This is a genomic window from Hyphomicrobiales bacterium, assembly GCA_016710435.1.
Lineage (GTDB): Bacteria > Pseudomonadota > Alphaproteobacteria > Rhizobiales > Aestuariivirgaceae > Aestuariivirga.
Genome location: JADJVV010000001.1, coordinates 2,956,442 through 2,974,171, shown reverse-complemented (window position 1 = coordinate 2,974,171; position 17,730 = coordinate 2,956,442). Strand labels below are relative to the sequence as shown.

General features: G+C 62.9%; 15 protein-coding genes. 5 read left to right on the top strand and 10 right to left on the bottom strand.

The genetic code is table 11. From position 1 onward, the window contains the following. Window positions 1-16: 16 nt before the first annotated feature. Both secD and yajC read right to left on the bottom strand, forming a co-directional pair. Window positions 17-1,687, bottom strand: coding sequence for a protein translocase subunit SecD (gene secD / locus IPM06_14490; protein ID MBK8771630.1), 1,671 nt, complete (start codon window positions 1,685-1,687; stop codon window positions 17-19). A gap of 9 nt (window positions 1,688-1,696) precedes the next feature. Continuing rightward, the gene (gene yajC, locus IPM06_14485) at window positions 1,697-2,023 is read right to left on the bottom strand and encodes a preprotein translocase subunit YajC (GenBank protein ID MBK8771629.1); all 327 of its coding nucleotides are present in this window, start codon (window positions 2,021-2,023) and stop codon (window positions 1,697-1,699) included. 125 nt (window positions 2,024-2,148) lie between these two features. On the opposite strand from yajC, the gene IPM06_14480 reads away from it, so the two are divergent. Further along, a complete protein-coding gene (locus IPM06_14480) occupies window positions 2,149-3,003 on the top strand; it encodes an ATP-binding protein (protein ID MBK8771628.1) in 855 nt (284 codons plus the stop codon). A gap of 80 nt (window positions 3,004-3,083) precedes the next feature. Here IPM06_14480 and IPM06_14475 read toward each other — a convergent pair whose 3' ends face one another. The 6 genes from IPM06_14475 to IPM06_14450 all read right to left on the bottom strand — a co-directional run bounded on the left by IPM06_14475 (window position 3,084) and on the right by IPM06_14450 (window position 7,676). Further along, a complete protein-coding gene (locus IPM06_14475) occupies window positions 3,084-4,577 on the bottom strand; it encodes a peptidoglycan DD-metalloendopeptidase family protein (protein ID MBK8771627.1) in 1,494 nt (497 codons plus the stop codon). A gap of 93 nt (window positions 4,578-4,670) precedes the next feature. Beyond that, on the bottom strand, window positions 4,671-5,204 hold the full coding sequence (locus IPM06_14470) for a L,D-transpeptidase (GenBank protein ID MBK8771626.1): 534 nt from the start codon (window positions 5,202-5,204) through the stop codon (window positions 4,671-4,673). 146 nt (window positions 5,205-5,350) lie between these two features. Continuing rightward, window positions 5,351-5,842, bottom strand: coding sequence for a 2-amino-4-hydroxy-6-hydroxymethyldihydropteridine diphosphokinase (gene folK, locus IPM06_14465; GenBank protein MBK8771625.1), 492 nt, complete (start codon window positions 5,840-5,842; stop codon window positions 5,351-5,353). Further along, window positions 5,839-6,324 carry a redoxin family protein gene (locus IPM06_14460; GenBank protein ID MBK8771624.1) on the bottom strand — a complete coding sequence of 162 codons (486 nt, stop codon included), beginning with the start codon at window positions 6,322-6,324 and terminating at the stop codon, window positions 5,839-5,841. The genes folK and IPM06_14460 overlap by 4 nt, the downstream gene beginning before the upstream one ends. A 10-nt stretch (window positions 6,325-6,334) precedes the next feature. After that, a complete protein-coding gene (gene smpB / locus IPM06_14455; protein MBK8771623.1) occupies window positions 6,335-6,832 on the bottom strand; it encodes an SsrA-binding protein SmpB in 498 nt (165 codons plus the stop codon). Window position 6,833: 1 nt separating this feature from the next. Further along, complete coding sequence (locus tag IPM06_14450) at window positions 6,834-7,676, bottom strand: 4-hydroxy-tetrahydrodipicolinate synthase (protein ID MBK8771622.1); 843 nt, start codon at window positions 7,674-7,676, stop codon at window positions 6,834-6,836. Between the two features lie 253 nt (window positions 7,677-7,929). On the opposite strand from IPM06_14450, the gene IPM06_14445 reads away from it, so the two are divergent. Continuing rightward, on the top strand, window positions 7,930-10,020 hold the full coding sequence (locus IPM06_14445; GenBank protein MBK8771621.1) for a lytic transglycosylase domain-containing protein: 2,091 nt from the start codon (window positions 7,930-7,932) through the stop codon (window positions 10,018-10,020). Next, complete coding sequence (locus tag IPM06_14440) at window positions 10,020-10,895, top strand: alpha/beta hydrolase (GenBank protein ID MBK8771620.1); 876 nt, start codon at window positions 10,020-10,022, stop codon at window positions 10,893-10,895. Before IPM06_14445 ends, IPM06_14440 begins: the two co-directional genes overlap by 1 nt. Before the next feature lie 35 nt (window positions 10,896-10,930). On the opposite strand, the gene IPM06_14435 is transcribed toward IPM06_14440, so the two are convergent. Beyond that, window positions 10,931-11,620, bottom strand: coding sequence for a proton-conducting membrane transporter (locus IPM06_14435; protein ID MBK8771619.1), 690 nt, complete (start codon window positions 11,618-11,620; stop codon window positions 10,931-10,933). A 158-nt stretch (window positions 11,621-11,778) separates the two neighbouring features. Then, complete coding sequence (locus IPM06_14430) at window positions 11,779-14,037, bottom strand: OmpA family protein (protein ID MBK8771618.1); 2,259 nt, start codon at window positions 14,035-14,037, stop codon at window positions 11,779-11,781. A 411-nt stretch (window positions 14,038-14,448) separates the two neighbouring features. On the opposite strand from IPM06_14430, the gene IPM06_14425 reads away from it, so the two are divergent. Together IPM06_14425 and IPM06_14420 are read left to right on the top strand one after the other, a co-directional pair. Then, window positions 14,449-15,756 carry a hypothetical protein gene (locus tag IPM06_14425; GenBank protein ID MBK8771617.1) on the top strand — a complete coding sequence of 436 codons (1,308 nt, stop codon included), beginning with the start codon at window positions 14,449-14,451 and terminating at the stop codon, window positions 15,754-15,756. A 723-nt stretch (window positions 15,757-16,479) separates the two neighbouring features. After that, window positions 16,480-17,667, top strand: a complete 1,188-nt coding sequence (locus IPM06_14420) for a hypothetical protein (GenBank protein ID MBK8771616.1) — start codon at window positions 16,480-16,482, stop codon at window positions 17,665-17,667. Window positions 17,668-17,730 lie beyond the last annotated feature (63 nt).

The following is a 17,730-nucleotide window of genomic DNA, read 5'->3' as shown; positions in this document are numbered from 1 at the left end:
GGCGTGATCCCCGCTCTCAGAGCGGAACCTCTTTCGGTTTGGCCCAGCGCACCCACAGCGCCACGATGAGGCGCGTCACGGTGTAGGCCGTAAACATTGTTGTCATGATGCCGATGGCATGGCTGATGGCAAAGCCGCGCACGGGGCCCGAGCCCACGCCCAACAACACAAGCGCTGCGATGAGGGCCGTGAAGTTGGAGTCGATGATGGTGCCGAATGCCGACTTGAAGCCCGTCTCGATCGAGTTGATGGCGCTTCTGCCGTTGCGCCATTCTTCGCGCTGGCGCTCGAAGATGATGACGTTGGAGTCGACCGCCATGCCCATGGTGAGCACGATACCGGCGATGCCGGGGAGTGTCAGCGTGAAGCCCATGAAGGACATCACTGCCACCAGCATCACCAGGTTGATGATGAGCGCCAGGTTGGCGAAGACGCCGAACAGCCCATAGGCGATGATCATGAAGACGATGACGAGTGCGAGGCCCACAGCCGAGGCGATGAGGCCGGCGCGGATCGAGTCCGAACCGAGGCTCGGGCCGACGGTGCGCTGTTCCACCACCACCAGCTTGGCCGGCAGTGCGCCGGAGCGCAGGACGACGGCGAGGTTTGCCGTTTCCTCAGAGGTGAATTGGCCGGAAATCTGGCCGGAGCCGCCGAGGATCGGCTCGTTGATCACGGGCGAGCTTTGCACCACGCCGTCGAGCACGATGGCGAAGGGCTTGTTGACGTTCTCCGCCGTCAGCTTGCCGAAGCGCACCGCGCCCTTCTGGTTGAAGCGAAAGGTCACGACGGGACGGTTGTTCTGGTCGAAGGACGGCTGGGCGTCGGTGAGGTCAGCGCCATCCACGGTGGCGCGGCTGCCGGACTGTACCCAAAGCTGGGGCAAGGCCGCCAGTTCGTCAGCCGTCGGATCGGTCTTGTCGTTCTTGGCGAGCTTGGACTTGGTCAGCGCGTCCACGTCACCCTTGTTGGGATAGGATTGGCAATCCAAGGGCGGGCGCTGCGTGGGCGCGCTCGGCTGTTCTGCACAGACAAGCTGGAACTTGAGGGCGCCGGTCTTGCCGACGAGGTCCAGCACCTTCTTGGGGTCGCCGATGCCGGGCAACTGCAACACGATGCGGTCGCGGCCCTGCTGCTGCACCACGGCTTCGCTGGTGCCGGAGGCGTCCACGCGGTTCTTCACGATCTTGAGGACCTGCGTCAGGGCCGTGGCGATCTTGGAATCGAGACCCGCTTCCTGCACCTCGAAGCTGAAGGTGTTGTTCTGCTGCTTCATGGCGTAGAGCGCGGTCTGCGTCGCCTGGCCGAACAGGCCGCCGCCCGCAGGCTGCACGATCTTGTTCAGAACGGCCTTGGCGTTTTCCAAGTCTTCCGGCTTGGTGATGGTGACGGTCACGCCGCTGCCGACACGCTGGATGCCGCCGTAGCCGATCTTGGCTTCACGCAACCCTGCACGCACGTCGCTGGCCAGTTGCTGCTGCAACTGCGCCACCATGTCCTTGCGGTCCACTTCCAGCAACAGGTTCGAACCGCCCTGAAGGTCGAGGCCCAGCGTCATGGGCCGCATGCCGTAAGGGGCAACGGCCTCCTGCTGTGCAGGCGTCATGATGTTGGGAAGGGCAAAGATGATGGCGAGCAGGACTGCGCCCGTGATCGCGATGATTTTCCAGCGGGAGAAATAGAGCACGGGGAACCCTTACTTTGCCGGTTCGCTCTTGGTGCGCACGTCGCTGAGGCCTGACTTCAGCACGCGCACCTTGATGTTCTCTCCAACTTCCACCAGCAGTTCGTTGTCATCCACCACGCGGACAACCTTGCCGATGAGGCCGCCTTGCGTCACCACGGTGTCGCCCTTCGTCACCTTCGAAAGCATCGCCTGATGTTCCTTGAGCTTGCGCTGCTGGGGGCGGATGAGGAAGAAATAGAACACGCCCATGATGAGCACGAGCGGCAGCACCATGCCGACAAAGTCAATCGCGGGAGCCCCTGTCGTCGTCTGGGCAAAGGCTTGGGAAATGAACATCGGGCCGGTCTCCGCTCTGGGCCGAAGCGGCCCGGGTTTCAAAAAGTTGCGCTAGATATAACGATGCACTAGGCCATTGCAAGGTTGCCCGGGTGGAGTTCCGGGCTTTCTTTCGGGAGCTATCGATGGGTGAAAAACGAGAGATTCTGGAGCGAATCGCCGAGGCATTGGAGCGTCTGGCACCCTCGCCGCCGCCCCCGGCGGATGTTGCCGCCCACGAAGCCTTCGTCTGGCGCGCCCACCCGCCAGGGCTTGATGCCGTGGCAAAGGTCAACCGGGTCGATCTGCCGCTGCTGCGCGGCATCGACCTCACCCGCGACCAACTGCTGGAAAACACCCGCCGTTTCGCCAAGGGCTATCCCGCCAACAACGCCCTTCTGTGGGGCGCGCGGGGCATGGGCAAGTCGTCGCTGGTCAAGGCGGCGCACAAAACGGTGAACACTGAAGTGGGCGGCCTCCTCAAGGTGATCGAAATCCACCGCGAGGACATTGCCAGCCTCCCGGCCCTGATGGCGCTGCTGCGCGCCCACCCCAAATACCGTTTCATTGTATTCTGTGATGATCTCTCCTTCGATGCGCAGGATACGTCCTACAAGTCGCTGAAGGCCGCTCTGGATGGCGGACTCGAAGGCCGCCCCGGCAATGTGATCTTCTATGCCACCAGCAACCGCCGCCACCTGCTGCCGCGAGACATGATCGAGAACGAGCGCTCGACGGCGATCAATCCGTCGGAGGCGGTGCAGGAGAAAGTGTCGCTGTCAGATCGCTTCGGCCTGTGGCTTGGCTTTCACAACTGTTCGCAGGATGAGTTCTTCGCGATGCTGGAAGGCTATGCCGCGCACTACAAGCTCAAGATCAGCGCCGAGGATTTGCGCGCTGCTGCCGTCGAGTGGTCGGTCACACGCGGTTCGCGTTCGGGGCGCGTGGCCTGGCAACTGATCCAGGATATTGCCGGGCGTCTTGGCCAACCGCTGGAATGAAGCGTTTTCCAAAAAGACAAAACCCGGGGAAAACCCGGGCCTTGCCTTGCAGGGGACTCTCATCCAACTGTTGATGCAACTCAGTTCATGGCGGTTGCAGAAGACAGGTGTTTCAGCGGGTCGAGGGCGGTTGCGCCCTTGCGCACTTCGAAGTGAAGCTGCGGGCTCGACACCGCGCCGGTCTGGCCGGCCTTGGCGATGACATCGCCGCGCTTCACCGTGTCGCCGCGCTTCACCAGCAGTTCCTTGGCGTGGGCGTAGGCCGTGACGTATCCGCCTGCATGCCGGATCAGCACGAGGTTGCCGTAGCCCTTGAGTTCGTTGCCGGCATAGGCGACGACGCCGCCTTCCGCCGCACGCACGCTCGTGCCTTCCGGCACGGCGATGTTGATGCCTTCATTCTTCAGGCCGTTTGACTTCGGACCGAATTCCGAAATCACCTTTCCCTTCAGCGGCCAGCGGAGATTGAGCGCGCCGTTTGTGGCGGCCTGCGTCATTGCCGGCGGTTCAGCAATGGGCGCTTCCGCTGCGGGTTCCGCCTTCTTCTTGATCTTCAGGTTGGCCGTCTGGACGGGCGCTTCATCGGATGTGGCATCGGCTGCGGCTGTGTCCGTGTTGTCTGTCTCATCTTCGGCGAGCGACAGCACGGCCCTCTTCTTCCTGGCAGGCTTCACGGCCGGAGCCGCGGTGTCGTCGGTGTTCACGTCAGCAGAGGCCTGATGCGAGGAACCGCCGGGGATCTTTACCTTCTGGCCGATGTGCAGGCTTGCATCATGTGACAGGCCATTGGCGTCGGCGATCACGAAGGGCGAGACGCCATATTTGCGGCCCAGCGAAAAGAGGGTTTCGCCGCCACCCACTGTGTGCGTGTTTCCGGACTTCATGGGCTTGGCGGGCACGATTTCGGTTTCACCGGAGTCGGCCACGGCGAGCTTGCGCGGCTTCGGGGCCGGCATGGTGTCGCCTGCGTCGGCGGTATCACCGGTGGGAATGCGCAGCTTCTGGCCGCTCCACACCTGATACGGCGCCTTCATCTTGTTGTAGGAGGCAAGCTCCATCGGGTCCACATGGTTGGCGCGGGCGATCGACGTGAGCGTCATGCCCTGCCCCACCGTCACAACACCATTGCGGGCCGTGGCGGACTTCTGGACGGGCGTCACGTCCTGTTCACCAGCCTGGGCGACGTCGGCGTCGTCATAGCTCGGCGCGTTGAACTTGGGCTTGGGGGCAGCGGGCTGCTTGTAGGTCTTCTTGTAGTTCTCTGTGTAGTCGTACTGCGGCGCAGCAGGTGCGCGCGGCAGCGGGGCGCGGGCCACGGGGCTCTCGGTGATGGTTTCGTCGTCATCCGCCGCCGGCGGCATCTCGATGACCTTGCGCTTGCGGTAGACGGGCTGCTGCACCGACTTCGGCACGGAAGCGGTGTAAACCGGATCGGCATCTGAGGGATTGTTGTAAGCGTTCTGGAAGCGCTCGATGGAGTTGGAGCAGCCCGCCAAAAGGGCCGCCGCTGCCACCGTCATCATGGCCTTTGCAAACAGGCGGACAGACAGGTGCTTGGACACACTGATACGCATTCTTGGTACTCCGAAACTCACAAACTCACGTGAGATCAAAATGACGCGTTAAAGTTAAGGGAGCGTTTATGGTGAATGGCTTGCTGATGTTTTTCATTCGACGACGACGCGCGCGCCCACCTGCACCTGATCATAGAGGTCGATCACATGGGCATTGAGCATGCGGATGCAGCCGGAAGAAACGGCGTGGCCGATGCTCCAGGGCTGCGTCGTGCCGTGGATGCGGAATTCGGTTGAACCGATATAGAGTGCGCGCGCGCCGAGCGGATTCTGTGGACCGCCCGGCATGTGGGCGGGAATGAAATGGCCGCGTTCCGCCTCGCGGCGGATCATGTTTGGTGGCGGAGTCCAGCCCGGCCATTCGGCCTTGCGGGTGATGGTGTTGGCCCCGTTCCAGGTATAGCCTTCGCGGCCTACACCAATCGGATACATGAGGGCCTTGCCATCCGGCAGCACGTAATAGAGCTTGCGCTCGCCTGTGCGCACGAGAATGGAGCCGGGCTCCATGTTACGGTCGAAGGCGACGATCTTCTTTTCCAGTTGTCCTGCTGCCGGTGCGGCGAAGATGGTGGCGCTGGCGACCTGCGATCCGGAACCCCAGCCTTCGACGGTGCTGCCGTCGCCCATGCCGCCAATGATCTGGAAGCTGCCTTCCGCCCGCACGGGAAGCACCAGCAGCGTGCATGCCAGCACGGCGCATGTAAACGATTTGAGCATGATCCACCTGCGCCCGGCAAGGATACCGGACTGCCCCGCATGGTGAAGGAGCGCCCTTAAGCGCCGTTTAAGCGGCGTAGTTTGCGAATGGTGAACGCGGCGGTTTCTTTGGTTAAGGGGTGGCGCCAGCGTGGCGCCACCTGCTCAAGCGGTTCCAGAACGAACAGCCGTTCGCCGATGCCGGGATGCGGCAGAACCAATGGGCGGATGGATTGTGTTCGCTTGTGACGGACGAGACCGTGGTAGTCCAGCAGATCAAGATCGAGGGTGCGCGGTCCCCAGCGCTGGCGGCGTTGCCGGCCAGCCGTGCGCTCGATCATGTGCAGCCGCCGCATCAGGGCATCCGGCGAGAGATGCGTGTCGATCAACGCCCCAGCATTGACGAACGGCGGCTGGTTGGTGACGCCGAAGGGTGCCGTGACCAGCAGCGGCGAGGCTTTCACCAAACGAATGGGCCCGTGGTTCAGGGCTGCCAGCGCGCGTTCAACCGTCTGCCGGGGCGTGCCCCAGGGACCTGACATGTTGCTGCCAAGCGCCACCAGGATCATGACCAGCGCCGCACGGCTTCGGCGAGGAGAACACGGGCGTCCTCCTCAGGTGGCATCACATGCTGGCGGTCGAAGAGGACTTCGCCATTCTCCACCAGGAAGCTGCGCCGCACATAATAGGCCTGTTCGCCAGCGCGGAAGGTGGCCAAGGGCACCGCGCCGGCAAAATCTCCCGCCTGATCTGACAGCAGCGGAAAGCTGAGATGATTGCGGGTGACGAAATCCTTCTGCCAGGCCGTATCCTGATTGCTCAGCCCGTACAGCTTCACGGAAAGCTTCCGGAATTCCGGATAGATCATTGAATAAGCGAGAGATTGAGGTGTCGAGCCGTGCGCGCCGAAGATGCTGTCCCAGCCCGGCGGATCGGGAACGCCGGGTTTGCCGGTGTAGGGATAGACGTAGATCACTGCCCTGCCCCGGATGAGGCCGGGGTTGACGCGCGTATCGTCCGTGGACGGAAGATCGACGTCGGGAAGGCGCATGGCGCGCGCCTCAGCCGCGGTCGCGCAGCAGGCGCGACTTCTCGCGGTTCCAATCGCGCGCCTTGATGGTCTCGCGCTTGTCGGTGAGCTTCTTGCCGCGAGCGAGCGCGATATCGATCTTCACCCGGCCGCGCGGATTGAAAAAGATCTTGAGCGGCACGATGGTGAGACCCTCGCGCAGGATGCCCACGGACAGACGGTCGATCTGCTTGCGGTGCAACAGCAGGCGGCGCGGGCGTTTCGGCTCATGGTTGAAGCGGTTCGCCTCGCGATACTCCGGGATGTTGGAGTTGATGAGGAACAGCTCGTTGCCCTTCATCGCAGCATAGGCCTCGCCGAGGTTGACGTGGCCTGTGCGCAACGACTTCACCTCCGAGCCTTTCAGTTCGATTCCGGCTTCGAATTTCTCGATGAGCTCGTAATCGTACCGGGCGCGGCGGTTGTCACCCTTGACGGTAATGCCTGGCTGGGCGCGCGACGTCTTCGCGCCACCACTCTTGGACGACATCTCAGTTCAGCAAGCCGGCGTGCACCATGGCATCACGGACCATCTGCTTGGTTGAGTCCGAGACGGGCACCATGGGCAGGCGGGCTTCCGGCGTGCAGTGGCCGAGCAGGCTCACGGCATACTTGATCGGGCCCGGATTGGTTTCCACGAAGAGCGCGTGATGCAGCGGCATGAGCCGGTCCTGCAAGGCAATCGCCTTCCTGTAATCACCGGCGAGCGTTGCCTCCTGCAGCTGCGCGCAAAGGCTGGGCGCCACATTGGCCGTGACTGAAATGCAGCCCACGCCACCATGGGCGTTGAAGCCCAAAGCCGTGCCATCTTCGCCCGAAAGCTGGATGAAGTTCTCGCCCGTCATCAGGCGCTGGCGCGAGGGGCGCGTGAGATCGGCGGAGGCATCCTTCGTGCCGATGATGTTCTTGCAGTCCTTGGCGAGGCGGTCGAGTGTTTCGACCGAGCAGTTGGCGACGGTGCGGCCCGGCACGTTGTAGACAAAGATCGGAATGTCCACGGCCTTCGCGATGGCACGATAGTGCTGGTAGATGCCCTCTTGCGTCGGCTTGTTGTAATACGGAACGACAATCAGAGCGGCATCGGCACCGGCCTTCTTGGCATGGGCGGCATATTCAATGGCTTCGGCCGTGTTGTTGGAGCCGGCACCTGCAATCACCGGAACTTTGCCGCGGGCTTCTTCCACGCAGATTTCGATGAGGCGCTTGTGTTCGGCCGGCGTGACCGTGGGGCTCTCTCCGGTTGTGCCAACGGGAACGAGGCCGTGGCTGCCTTCCTTGATGTGCCACGCCACGAATTTGCGGTAAGCCGCCTCGTCAACGGCACCATTCTTCATCGGCGTAATCAAGGCTGGGAAAGATCCCTGGAACTTCACGGCAAACCCCTATGGTTAACAGATTGGAAACCAGCCCCTCGCTAATCTGCCTCTTGGCCGCTGCGGATTCCGGTTCGCGCGGCACCATAGTCGTTCGCCAGAGTTGCGGCAAGCAAAGGCGGATGGGTGTTGGCTGGTGCCCAAAACCCGTCGCAATTGGTCTTTACCCGCCACCAATCCGGTGTACGAACGCCATTTGAAGGAGCAACCCCGCGTGACGCCAGATGTCAGCCGCCGCCATTTCCTGAAAGGCCTCATGGCCGCCTCCGCCGCTGTCGCGCTGCCCTTCAGCGCCCTGCCCGCGGTTGCCGCGCCTGCCGTGGATGCCGTGCGCGCTGCCCTGAAGGACGACTACGTGACGGCCGGCAACCTGGCCCGCCAATCCGGCGACCCTGCCGCGGTAAAGCTGGTGGAACTCCTGTTCCTTCGCGACAAGGGCGCGAAGGCCGGTTACAGCCGCATCATGAATTTCCTCGAGGCAGCGCCGAAGTGGCCGCTGACCGAGACGCTTCTCAAGCGCGCCGAGCAGGCCCTGTTCGAAAGCGGCGCAAATGGGCCGGAAGTGATGGCCCATTTCGCCCAGCGCAAGCCCTTTACGTCCTACGGCCACATGGCCCTTTGCCGCGCGGCCTATGCGGCTGGCGACCAGCAGACGGCCCGCGGGGCCCTGATGCGTGCCTGGGTCAACCCGGACATGGACGATGCGGTGGAAGCCGCCGCCATCCGTGAATTTGGTTCAGCACTCTCGGAAGCGGATTACCGCCGCCGCCTGTGGCAGCTCATCTACGCGCAGAATTCCGCCGCTGCCGTCTCCCATGCCAAACGCATGGGTTCGGGCTACGTCAATATCGCCAAGGTGGCGCAGGGATTGCTGCGCGGCACAGGTGGCGCTGACAAGCAGTATGCCGCGTTGTCCTCGGGCAACCGCAGCATCCCGGCCTTGCGGTATGCATTGGCGCGCTATTACCGGCGCATGGAGAAGTTCGGCAAGGCGCGCGCGATTCTCGCTGCTGCCCCGACGACTGCTGCCGACATGGGTGATCCCGAGGCGTGGTGGACGGAACGCCGTATCCTGGCGCGCCGCTCCGTTGGCCCGACGCACCGTGACACATGGACGACCGGCTACCAGATTGCCGCCCAGCATGGCCTCACCAGTGGCGATGCCGCCGTGGAAGCCGAATTCCTCTCGGGCTGGATTGCACTGCGCTATCTGAACAAGCCGGACACGGCGATGCGCCATTTCACCAACCTGCAGCAGATCGCACCAACCCGCACGGAAAAGGCGCGCGCCGCCTACTGGATCGGGCGCACCCATGAAGCCGCAGGCGACAAGGGCAATGCCCGCAGCGCCTACAAGGTCGCGTCGCAGTTTTCCACGATCTATTACGGCCAGCTGGCGCGTGAGAAAATCGGCATGGGCAATGTGCCGGAGAGCATTGAGAGCGGTGACACAACATCCGGTGCCCGCGCCGCTGTGGACCGTGACGAAGTCATGCGCGCCTTCCGCATCATGGCGCAGGCCGCTGACAAGTCGCAGCTCAACATGTTCCTGTGGTCAATCTCCAGCCGCTTCGGTTCGCTGCCGGAGATGAATGCGGCAGCCTCCGTGGTCCACCAGTTCGGCGGCACCACCATGGCGCTCCGCCTTGCCAAGGCCGCGGGCCAACGCAACCTTGACATCGACAGCTACTCCTATCCGGTCCGCGGTCTTCCCGACTGGAAGCAGATGGGCAAGCCAGTGGAAAAGGCGCTGGTGTTCGGTCTCTCCCGCCAGGAAAGCGAATTCGATCCGAATGCAGGCAGCAAGGTGGGCGCACAAGGCCTCATGCAGTTGATGCCCGGTACGGCAAAGCTGATCGCGCGCCAGTACGGCGTGGCCTTCGCGCCCGGCAAGCTGAAGGGTGATCCCGCCTACAACGTGAAGCTTGGCGCGGCACATCTCGGCGACCTCATCGACGATTTTGGCGGCAGCTATGTGCTGACGCTCGTGGCCTACAACGCCGGCCCGCGGCGCGCCCGCGAGTGGGTCGCTGAATTCGGCGACCTGCGCTCGGGCCAGGTTGATCCGATCGACTGGGTTGAATCGATTCCGTTCCAGGAAACACGCCAATACGTTCAGAAGGTGCTGCAGAATCTCCACGTCTACCGTTCGCGCCTGGCGCCAAAGACGGTGCGGCCGATGACGGCGGACCTGATGCGTGGCACGCCCGGCGAAATGACGGTGGCCTCCACCTCGCCCACCACCGCCGAGAACACCGGGTGCAGCGGCGGCTCGATCAAGGCGCTGATCACCGGCTGCGATTGATGCCCGTGGCCCGCAGGCATGTCCCTGCCGCTGATGGCACACGCATTTACGTGGCGCAGCATGGCGGCGGCAGTGGCGTTCCCCTGCTCTGCCTTCCCGGACTCACACGCAATGGCCGCGACTTCGACCCTGTCGTCTCGCGCTTTGCCCCTGACCGCTCAGTGATAACGGTTGATTTCCGGGGCCGCGGTCTCTCGGACGCTGCTGCCGACGCCACCACCTATGCGCCGCAGGTGGAACTTGCCGATACGCTGGAGGTGCTGAGAGCCCTCGGTGTTGGGCGCGTGGCCCTGCTGGGCACTTCGCGGGGTGGCATTGTCGGCATGCTCATGGCCGCTGTTGCTCCAGCCACGCTCGCGGGCCTGTGTCTCAACGACATCGGGCCACACATCGAGCCTGCCAGCCTGATCCGCATGGCGGGTTACGTTGGACGGGACGTGGCCTTCGCGGATTGGGATTCGGCCGCACGGGCTTATGCCGCGACCGCACCAGGATTTGCCAACGTCACGCATGAGCAATGGCTGGCGGCGGTGCAGCGTGCCTATGTGCTCAGGCGTGACGGACGAATTGCGCCACACTACGACATACGGCTTGCGGCCATATTGCCATCGCGGGCAGATATCGACGCCGGCAAAGTGCCGGATCTCTGGGACCTGTTGCCAGCCCTCGCCGACAAGCCGGTGACGTGTTTGCGCGGGGCCGGATCGGACTTGTTGTCGCGTTCAACGGTCAAGCGCCTGTGCGAAATGCTTCCGCAAAGCGAAGCCGTCGACATTCCCGACCGGGGCCACGTGCCGTTTCTCGACGAAGCGGAAAGTGTTGCGGCCCTGGCGCGCTGGCTCGACCGTGTGGATGAAAAGGAAAAGGGCCGGTAAAACCGGCCCTTCCTTTATCCGTGAACGGATGATGTTCAGGTGCGGCGCGTGCGGCTGCCTGACAGCTTGTCGCCTTCGCGATTCTTGAGGCCACCCGTACCGTAAAGCCTGGTGAACTCTGCGTCCTTGCCATCGGCGAGCAGGCGGGCCTGCTTGATCCACTCTTCGCGGGCGATGCGGCCGTTGAAACGGAGATGGTCGTCCACCCACGCCACCTGCTCGCGGGTCCACGCGCCGATCTGGTCGAAGTGGAAGAAGCCAAGACTGTGCAGGATCTTCTCGTTCTTCGGGCCGATGCCGCTGATGCGCTGAAGATTGTCCGCCTTGCCACCACGGGCGGCTGCGATTCCCTTCGGACGTTCCATCTTGCCCGTTGCGGCGAGCGGCGCAGGTACTGCGCTGTGTTGCACGGGAGCGGGAGCGGGTGCTGCCGCGACCGGCGGCGGAGGTGGCGGTGGTGGCGCAACACGTTCCACCTGTGCTGCGACCGGAGCCGCCGGCGCGGGTGCCGGGCGCTCTGCCATGGTTACTGCCGCTGCCACGGCGGGTGCTGCGGCAAGGGTGGCGGCAACGGGTGCAACGGGTTCATCCACCGCTGCCTCCGTCACCGTTGCGTCTGCGCTTGCCTCAGAGCCGAAGAGTTTGCGCAGGAGGCAACCCACGCAGGCGCCGGCGATGTAGGCTGCCAGCAGCAGGAGGGCGAGTTCGATCAGATAATGCAACATGATTCAGTCTCCCCTGCTCAGGCGTTCCGGTCCGGAACCTGCTCGCAGGTTTTCCAGCCGATGAAAATGCCGATGGCGAATGCCACAAGCAGCCAAATCCAGTGATTGTCGATGATGGTCCAGAAGCCGTTGCTGTACAGGTCAAACATGGCGTTTTCCTATTTCAAGATCTTGATTTCGACGCGGCGGTTGGTGGACCACGCTTCTTCGTCGTGGCCGGCATTGAGGGGCTGCGATTCGCCGTAGCTGGAAACGGAGAGCCGTTCCCTGGCCACGCCCGCCTCGAGCAACATGTCGCGCACGCGCGCGGCACGGCGTTCGGCGAGGTCCTCGTTGTAGGAGTCGGAGCCGCGCTCGTCGGCGTGGCCGCCCACTTCAACATTGAGGCTGCTGCAGCGCAAGTCCTTCAGCAGCGCCGCATACTGATTGACCGAAAGGCCGAAGCGCTCCTGGAAATCGGTGCGGGCAAAGATGAAGCGCATCGGGAAGACGGTGTTGATGCGCGTCATCACGGCGGCGCAATCGAACTGCGCGTCCGTCTTCGGCGCGGGTTCGTTGGCCGCAGAGATGACGATCTCTCCTGCCCCCGCATCCTCGACGTTGCGGCCGCGCTTGTCGGTTGCCGTCACCACGACATCATAGGTGCCGGGCGCGATGCTCTTGGGCAGCGCAAGGGTCCATGCGCCTTCGCCATCTGCCGTGAGTGCGCTGCCCTCCGCGCCGAGGTCGGCGGAGAGGTTGAGCTGCGGGACGGCGACTTTGAGTGCAGTGGAACGCTTGGCATCATAAGTGCCAGCGAGTGTTCCCGGAGCGGCATCGGAGGCGTGGACCGTTACTGTCGGCGCATCCGGCAGCGTGGCGTCCACTTCGATTTCTGCGAGCGTCTGGTCCCTCGACTCGGCATCACCGTTGCGGGCGGTGACGACCACGTCATAAACGCCATCCTTCAGCGCCGCCGAGGGGAAGAGCTTCCACTTGCCTGCGCCATCACGCGAGAGATTGGCGCTGGTGCCAAGCTCATAGGTCTTGCCCGCGAGTCCGATCGTGAGGGAAGTACCTTCGCCCTCCGGCCAGGTGCCGCGGAGAATCGGTGCACCTGTCAGATCAAGCTGCTTGTCCACCGTGGGCGGTGCAAGCGAGGCTGGTGAAGGTGCGGGTTCCGGTGCCGGGGCCGGAGTCAGCTCGGGGGCCGGTGCGGGCGCCGCCGCCGGAATCACGATCGCCTTCTCTGCAACCACCTTGGCCGTATTGCCCACGGCATCGCTGGTGGCGATTTCGACCGGATATGCACCGGGAGCAAGACCCGCCGTATCCGGCGTGAAGGTGAAGGTTCCCGCCTGGTTGCCGGTGCGCGTGAGCTGCGAATCGGTGTCGAGAACATAGGTCCGTCCCTGCAGCGTGGCGGCGAGGCGCGTTGCATCGCCTTCCGGCCATGTGCCCGTCAGGGTGCGGACGTCCGTTGCCGCTGCGTCGGCCAGCGTGATGGCGGCGGCTGCGGGTGCAGCGGTATCCGCAACGGGTGCGGGCGCGGGCGCCGGTGCCGGTTCGGGCGCTGGTGCCGCGGCCGGCACGATGATCGCCTTTTCCGCCGTCACACTGGTGGCGTGGCCGGACTTGTCGGTCTGGCTGAAAGTCACATCATAATTGCCCGGCGCGAAGGCCTGGGACGGGGCAAAGCTGAAGGTGCCCTTGCCATCTGACGTCAGGTCCGGGCCTCCACCCAGGACATACTCATGGCCGTCCACGGTGGCGGCGAATCGGCTGACGTCAGCTTCGGGGAAGCTTCCCGTGATGGCATAGGGCCATGTGGCACCCACCGGCGCTGCCGCAACGGCGGGAGGCGGAACGGGATCGGGCAAATCCACCACGACCCTGGCCGGCGACGGGGCGGCCTGGGTGACGGTTGCGCCGTCGCTGTCGGCACTGGCGCTGGCCATCACATCATAGGAGCCTTCCGCCAATGGAGCGGGCAGCTTCAACAGCCAGTTGCCGCTGCTTGTGGTCAATTCCGGGCTGCCGGGCAGCGTATAGGCGGTTTCACCCACGGTGACGGTGAGCTTCTGGGCAGCCTCTTCCGGCCATGTGCCCTTGATCTCGGCCACGGGTGCGGTTGCGTTCAGTGATTCGATTGTGGGCGCCACCAGCGAAAGCGGTTCCACTGTCGTGGCATTGATAACCTTGCGGACGCCGTAGGTCCCCGCCACCAGTTTCACGACCTCTTCAGGAGCGGCAGCATTGGTGGTCTTGCCCTTGATGGTGGCAATACGGCCATCCAGCTCGATTTCGGCCCATTTTGTGAGGTCGCTTCCCGCCAGCGTCTGCTTGGCCCTGTCCACAACGTCTGATTTCAGCGATTTGTCCGTGATCAGGGCTGCACACAGAAGTGGCAGGCCGACGCCCACGACTGCCCAAGGCACCCATTTTGACGGGCGGCATTTCCTCATTGTGATTCACTCCCCCAGCGACGGGCACACGATTTTGAGCAAGTCCGGACCATTCCGGCTGCATTCGGAGTGCACCCAATCCTTAACAAGTGTTAGCATTACAGGCCCGACTTGCCTACACCCCCGTTGCACGCAGAAGGCGATTTCCACTGTAATACAAGTGTTTTTCGCCTCAGCATGGCCAGATTCCGGGTTGTAGTGGGCGGTGTGGCTCTCCTGCAACATGTACCGCATTTCTACGCAGGATTGAGGAATGAACGTTGACGTTAACGTGCACGGGCGTAACAAGTGCAGCGTGTGCGAACGTTCGTATGCACGCCTTCCCAATTTTCTTGCAGGGGATCGGGGGGCAACACTCAACTCCAAAAGTTTGGGAGAAACCAAATGAAAGTTATGAAGCTCGCTCTTCTCGGTACGGCTGCTCTCGCTGCTGTGTCGGTCAGCGCTCGCGCCGACAACCTGTCGGATCTCAAGTCCCAGATCGAAGCCCTCCAGGCTGACGTCGCCGCCCTCCAGGCTGCCCCGTCGGTTCCGGCTGGCTACTCGCTCCTCACGATGTCGGAAGCTCCGGCCATCGTCGTTCCGGGCCTCGAAGTCCGTGACAGCAATGCCAAGTCCGCAACGGTCACGACCATTGGCGTTCTGCCGACGGCTGACGTTCCGGCCTCCACGGTCATCCAGTGGTCGGGCAGCGTCCGCGCCGCCATCGCCTACACGGACCATGACTTCGACGTTGGGGCTCCCGGCGGTTATGTCGACTATGATGAACTGCACCTGAAGGCCCGCGGCCGTCTTGACGTGACGGGCACGACCGACACGGCTGTCGGCGAAGTGGGTGCCGCCATCTCGTTCTACGGCGACTTCGACAACAACATGACGGGCAGCACGGGCTTCACCACGAACTCGACCTCGGTCATGATGGACTACGCCTGGGGCTGGTGGAAGATGACGCCGGAACTGACGTTCGCTGGCGGCTACAACGGCTCGCTCGCCACGATCGGCTACGGCATCCGCAAGATCAACGACGCCTACATCTCTCGTGGCGGCGTTGGCGTTGAAGGCGGCGACTTCACGCAGCTGCGCGTCTCCTACAACTCGGGTCCGGTGGGCGTTGCCCTCGCTCTCGAGCACACGGACGAAGGTGGCAATGTCGCTTCGTACTCGGGTGGTCCGTTCGGCGTCGCTGCCGAAGTGACCTACTCGGGCGACATGTTCAATGCTGAGATCGCTGGCTTCGCCCGTGATGGCGACCGCGACCTCGGTGCTGCTGCTGGCGGCAAGGTCACCCAGACGCAGATCGGCCTCGGCCTCGGCGCCAAGCTGTCGGACATGTTCGACGTGTCGGTGGCTGGCAGCATCGGCAACAACGTCTACTTCTCTGACAACCTCGGCTGGACCTACGTTGGCGATGGCTGGGAAGTCAGCGGCGCGATCGTTGCCTCCCTGTCCGACTCGGTCAGCGCCGAACTCGGTGCTGGCATGTCGTCGTATGACGCTGACTGGAACGGCTCGACCAACGCTGCTTCGACCGACCAGGTTGATCGCACGGCGGTGGCCGGTGGCGTGTACTGGTCGCCGGTGTCCCAGCTCAAGATGGGTGCTCAGGCGAGCTGGGTTGAAGTTGACTCGAGCGTCGCTCTCCGCGACGAAACCGAGCTCAAGGCAGCCTTCGTCACCTGGTGGAACTTCTAATCCATTACGGATTGGTTCTGATGTACGGCCCGCTTCGGCGGGCCGTATTTTTTTGTGCGAGCGCTGAAGGTGGTCCCCGGTCGTGTTCGAAAGGCATACAGAATTCCTGGTGACGGCATCATCCTTGATTCTCGCCCATGAACCTGCCCGAAACCGGAATTTTCCTCCGTGTACGGATTTCGTGCGTCATTCTTTCGCCGTCACATATGTCTCTGTCGATGATGTAGCCCTGCTGCGGTGAATCACTTTCTCAAGGATGGGCGCGACACAACCCCAGTGAGGTGCTTCCAACGAGAGGCGAACCGTGAATTGATCGCCCAGAGCGCGCATTGTCCGGGAAATGGCACATTGGTTTCAATTTAAAACATTCACTACCTTTGCGCGCTGTCTCCTTTTAGGCGATCGAACAAAGTCACACTCTCCTTTTGATTGTTCGAAATACAATTTGCGATTGCTATCATGTGTATCGAGTTTCTTTTGGTTGAACCTCAACGGTATCAAGAGACCCATTTTTCGGTTCATCCGTGCACGGCACAACTTTATCGCGCTGTTACGTGTCTGCCACAGGTGGGTGAATTCAGGGTTCGGGGAACCCTTGTGCGTTGACGTTAACGGGGGGCCAGAGGACAAGCAGCTTGTGCGAACACTCGTGCAACGCCTTCCCAATTTTCTTGCAGGGGATCGGGGGGCAACACTCAACTCCAAAAGTTTGGGAGAAACCAAATGAAAGTTATGAAGCTCGCTCTTCTCGGTACGGCTGCTCTCGCTGCTGTGTCGGTTAGCGCCCGCGCTGACGACCTGACGGACCTCAAGGCCCAGATCGAAGCCCTCCAGGCTGACGTCGCCGCCCTCCAGGCCGCTCCTTCGGTTCCGGCTGGCTACTCGCTCCTCACGATGTCGGAAGCTCCGGCCATCGTCGTTCCGGGCCTCGAAATCCGTGACAGCAATGCCAAGTCCGCAACGGTCAACACCATCGGCGTTCTGCCGACGGCTGACGTTCCGGCTTCCACGGTCATCCAGTGGTCGGGCAGCGTTCGCGCCGCCATCGCCTACACGGACGTGGACTACAGCTACGCCAGCTACACCGACTACAACGAGCTGCACCTGAAGGCTCGTGGCCGTCTTGACGTGACGGGCACGACCGACACGGCTGTCGGCGAAGTGGGTGCCAGCATGTCGTTCTACGGCGACTTCGACAACAACATGACGGGCGGCACGGGCTTCACCACGAACTCGGCCTCGGTCTATATGGACTATGCCTGGGGCTGGTGGAAGATGACACCGGAACTGACGTTCGCTGGCGGCTACAATGGCTCGCTCGCCACGATCGGTTACGGCATCCGCAAGATCAACGACGCCTACATCTCTCGTGGCGGCTTGGACGTGAACGGCGGCGACTTCACGCAGCTGCGTCTGTCCTACAACTCGGGCCCGATCGGCGTTGCCGTCGCTCTCGAGCACACGGATGAAAACGGCAACTTCGATGGCGCACCTGGCGATGCCGGTGGTCCGTTCGGCGTCGCTGCCGAAGTGACCTACTCGGGCGACGTGTTCAACGCTGAAATCGCCGGCTTCCTGCGCGATGCCGACACGAACTACGCCGCGGCGCTGGTGGCAAGGTCACGCAGTCGCAGATCGGCCTCGGCATCGGTGCCAAGCTGTCGGACATGTTCGACATCTCGGCTGCCGGCAGCTTCGGCAACAACATCTGGTACGCGGACTCGACGGGCTGGGCTGAAACCGGCGACGGCTGGGAAGTCAGCGCCGCTGTTGTGGCCACGCTGTCTGACTCGGTCTCGGCCGAATTGGGCGCTGGCTGGTCGAGCTATGACTCCGACGCTCCGGACAACGACTCGACCGACACGTTTGGTCTTGCCGGCGGTGTGTACTGGTCGCCCGTGTCTCAGCTGAAGACCGGTGTGCAGGCCAGCTGGACTTCGAAGGATGACGCTGACGAAACCGACTCTGACACGC

Excerpts from the sequence above, each read along its gene's own strand:
- IPM06_14480 (MBK8771628.1), top strand. The coding sequence starts at position 2,149 with ATGGGTGAAAAACGAGAGATTCTGGAGCGAATCGCCGAGGCATTGGAG.
- yajC (MBK8771629.1), bottom strand. The coding sequence starts at position 2,023 with ATGTTCATTTCCCAAGCCTTTGCCCAGACGACGACAGGGGCTCCCGCG.
- IPM06_14450 (MBK8771622.1), bottom strand. The coding sequence starts at position 7,676 with ATGAAGAATGGTGCCGTTGACGAGGCGGCTTACCGCAAATTCGTGGCG.
- smpB (MBK8771623.1), bottom strand. The coding sequence starts at position 6,832 with ATGTCGTCCAAGAGTGGTGGCGCGAAGACGTCGCGCGCCCAGCCAGGC.
- folK (MBK8771625.1), bottom strand. The coding sequence starts at position 5,842 with ATGATCCTGGTGGCGCTTGGCAGCAACATGTCAGGTCCCTGGGGCACG.
- IPM06_14425 (MBK8771617.1), top strand. The coding sequence starts at position 14,449 with ATGAAAGTTATGAAGCTCGCTCTTCTCGGTACGGCTGCTCTCGCTGCT.
- IPM06_14470 (MBK8771626.1), bottom strand. The coding sequence starts at position 5,204 with ATGGGCGACGGCAGCACCGTCGAAGGCTGGGGTTCCGGATCGCAGGTC.
- IPM06_14440 (MBK8771620.1), top strand. The coding sequence starts at position 10,020 with ATGCCCGTGGCCCGCAGGCATGTCCCTGCCGCTGATGGCACACGCATT.
- IPM06_14475 (MBK8771627.1), bottom strand. The coding sequence starts at position 4,577 with ATGCGTATCAGTGTGTCCAAGCACCTGTCTGTCCGCCTGTTTGCAAAG.
- IPM06_14435 (MBK8771619.1), bottom strand. The coding sequence starts at position 11,620 with ATGTTGCATTATCTGATCGAACTCGCCCTCCTGCTGCTGGCAGCCTAC.
- IPM06_14460 (MBK8771624.1), bottom strand. The coding sequence starts at position 6,324 with ATGCGCCTTCCCGACGTCGATCTTCCGTCCACGGACGATACGCGCGTC.
- IPM06_14420 (MBK8771616.1), top strand. The coding sequence starts at position 16,480 with ATGAAAGTTATGAAGCTCGCTCTTCTCGGTACGGCTGCTCTCGCTGCT.